The sequence below is a fragment of the Sphingobacterium alimentarium genome (assembly GCF_004342685.1).
GTDB lineage: Bacteria > Bacteroidota > Bacteroidia > Sphingobacteriales > Sphingobacteriaceae > Sphingobacterium > Sphingobacterium alimentarium.
The window spans coordinates 1-3,119 of the sequence record NZ_SMBZ01000090.1; the positions used below are offsets into that span (position 1 = coordinate 1).

A 3,119-nucleotide genomic window follows, 5' to 3' on the forward strand; every position below is an offset into this window, starting at 1 on the left:
ACTAATTATAGCAATCTAACAGACCTTTAATAATATATTGGTCGACATTTGTATTGATGTAGGATGGAGAAACAAAAAAACTTTCAGAAAAAAAAGACCGATGATAGTATCGGTCTTTCTATATTCTAAAGCTAAAATGTCTTAAACATCAATCTTAGCATATTTCGCATTTTTCTCAATAAATTCACGACGCGGTGCAACCTCATCTCCCATTAACATGGAGAATACGCGATCACATTCAGCAGCATTTTCAATCGTAACTTGTCTCAATGTACGTTTATCTGGATTCATTGTTGTTTCCCACAATTGTTCCGCGTTCATCTCTCCAAGACCTTTGTAACGCTGTACACTTACAGAATCTTCTTTACCAGCACCTTTTAAGCGTTGGATAGCTGCTAGGCGTTGATCTTCAGTCCAAGCGTATTCATGATCTTTTCCTTTTTTCACCAAATACAATGGCGGCGTCGCGATATATACATAACCCCTTTCGATAAGTTCGCGCATATATCTGAAATAGAATGTCAAAATCAAAGTAGCAATGTGACTACCATCGACGTCAGCATCCGTCATGATTACAATCTTGTGGTAACGAAGTTTATTTATATTTAATGCTTTTGGATCTTCTTCTGTACCAACAGAAACACCCAATGCCGTAAACATATTTTTTATCTCTTCGTTCTCGTAGATTTTGTGCTCCATGGCCTTTTCTACGTTCAATATCTTACCACGTAGTGGCATAATCGCTTGGTAATTACGGTCACGACCTTGCTTGGCTGTACCACCCGCCGAATCACCCTCGACAAAGAATATCTCACATAGCGCAGGATCATTGCTCGAACAATCCGCTAACTTACCAGGAAGCCCAGATCCACTCATTACAGTTTTACGCTGCACGAGTTCGCGCGCTTTACGTGCTGCTGCACGCGCTTGAGCTGCGATGATCACCTTCTGAACAATAGTTTTAGCCTCTCTTGGGTTCTCTTCTAAATATTGACCTAGAATCTCTCCTACGGCCACATCTACAGCACCCATTACTTCGGTATTACCCAATTTTGTCTTGGTCTGACCTTCAAATTGTGGTTCTGCCACCTTCACCGAAATAACGGCTGTAAGTCCCTCACGGAAGTCATCACCTGTTACTTCTACTTTTGAGTTTTTCAACAAACCTGACTCATCCGCATACTTTTTTAAGATACGAGTCAAACCTCTACGAAATCCTGCTACGTGTGTACCACCTTCGATTGTGTTAATATTATTCACATAGGAGTGAACATTTTCTGAATAAGTATCATTGTATTGGAATGACAGCTCTACTGGAATTCCCTGCTTAATACCCTCCAAATAAATTGGATTAGGGATAAGTGCCGAACGTGTACCATCCAAGAATTTAACAAACTCTTGAAGACCACCTTCTGAATGGAACACATCGCTACGGTCTGAACCATCTTCGTTCTGTTCACGCTTGTCAATCAAAGTCAAGGTGATTCCTTTGTTCAAGAAAGAAAGCTCACGAAGACGATTAGCCAAGGTGTCGTAATTATATACCGTAGTTTGGGTAAAAATAATAGGATCCGGAGAGAAAGTCACAATAGTTCCTGTTTTATCCGATGTACCTACTTCTTTCACCTCATATAGTGGCTTACCACGCTCATACTCCTGATTGAAAACTTTGCCATCGCGATGCACCTCTGCTTTCAAATGCGTAGATAATGCATTCACACAGGAAACACCCACACCGTGCAAACCTCCAGAAACCTTATATGTATCTTTATCAAACTTACCTCCCGCATGAAGTATAGTCATTACGAGCTCTAGTGCTGATTTATTTTCTTTCTTGTTGATTCCGGTAGGAATACCACGACCATTATCTTCTACAGAGATGGAATTGTCCTCATATATAGTAACAATGATGTCATCACAATACCCTGCAACAGCCTCATCAATGGAGTTATCGACAACCTCATATACCAAGTGGTGTAAACCTTTTGGTCCTGTATCACCAATATACATGGATGGTCTCTTGCGTACCGCCTCTAATCCTTCTAATACCTGAATATTGTCCGCGGAATACGCTGTAGGATTGTTTTTTTCTTCGCTCATGAATTAAAAAAAATCTGATTAAATTAACATTCAAAGTTAATAAAAACTAAGAACTTAAACAACAGTTGGAGCACTTAAATCCGACCTAAATGGCTACTTTATTTTTGAAAAAAAACACAAAAAATGGAATTTTAATTTTTTTATAGTAGGTTTGCTTCTTAAACTGAAAATTACACATCAAATGAATAAATTTTTATCAAACGTATCTAAATTGACATTAGGTATAGCTATCATGACAGCAGCTGCTTCATGTAACCAAAATACTTCAGGTACCTCAGCAACAAAAGGTGATAGCACATCATCTAATGTAGCTTCTGACAAAGTGTCTAACAAAATCGTATATGTAAATGCAGATACTTTATCAGCGCAATACGAATACTTCAAAGACGCAAAAACGAAATTAGAAGGCAAAGCAAAGAAAGCACAAGAAAACTTGCAATCTAAAGGTCAAGCTTTCCAAAGAGAACTTGCTGAAGCAGAACAAAAAGCTCCGACAATGAGCGCTTCAGAGCGTCAAGCTACAGAAGAAAGATTGGCACGCAAACAACAAGAGCTAGCACAATTGAACCAAAATGCATCGTCATCATTGGCACAAGATGAGCAAACTGAAATGACTGCAGTATACAATACGATCACAGAATATTTGAAAAAACACGCTCAGGAGAATGGTTACCAATATGTATTGACATATTCTCAAACCAATCCAGCAGTGATCTATGCAGACGCGAAGTTAGATATTACGAAAGAAGTAGTAGCAGCGTTGAATAAAGAATATAAAGCTAAGAACACAGCAAAAAAATAAACTATTCCTAGCGGACTAAATTTAAAAGGGGCTGTATCATAAATAAGTGGTACAGTCTTTTTTTTTGTGTTATATTTCCTCTTATTTTTATTGATATAATCATTTGATCTTCATATATTTACGTATTAAAAATCGATGATTATGTCTCGGAAATTACCTAATTTCAAACCCTACTATCAGCATCAATTGATGGCCTTTCCACCAACCTTTGATGAAT

Annotated in this window: 2 protein-coding genes; one reads left to right on the plus strand and one right to left on the minus strand. The window is 38.1% G+C overall.

Annotated elements, in window-relative coordinates; genetic code table 11:
• Positions 1-141: 141 nt before the first annotated feature.
• The gene (gyrB, locus tag EDC17_RS16610; RefSeq protein ID WP_132779340.1) at positions 142-2,100 is read right to left on the minus strand and encodes a DNA topoisomerase (ATP-hydrolyzing) subunit B; all 1,959 of its coding nucleotides are present in this window, start codon (positions 2,098-2,100) and stop codon (positions 142-144) included.
• Between the two features lie 181 nt (positions 2,101-2,281).
• Between gyrB and EDC17_RS16615 the strand changes: the two genes are divergently transcribed.
• The gene (locus tag EDC17_RS16615; protein WP_132779342.1) at positions 2,282-2,902 is read left to right on the plus strand and encodes an OmpH family outer membrane protein; all 621 of its coding nucleotides are present in this window, start codon (positions 2,282-2,284) and stop codon (positions 2,900-2,902) included.
• Positions 2,903-3,119 lie beyond the last annotated feature (217 nt).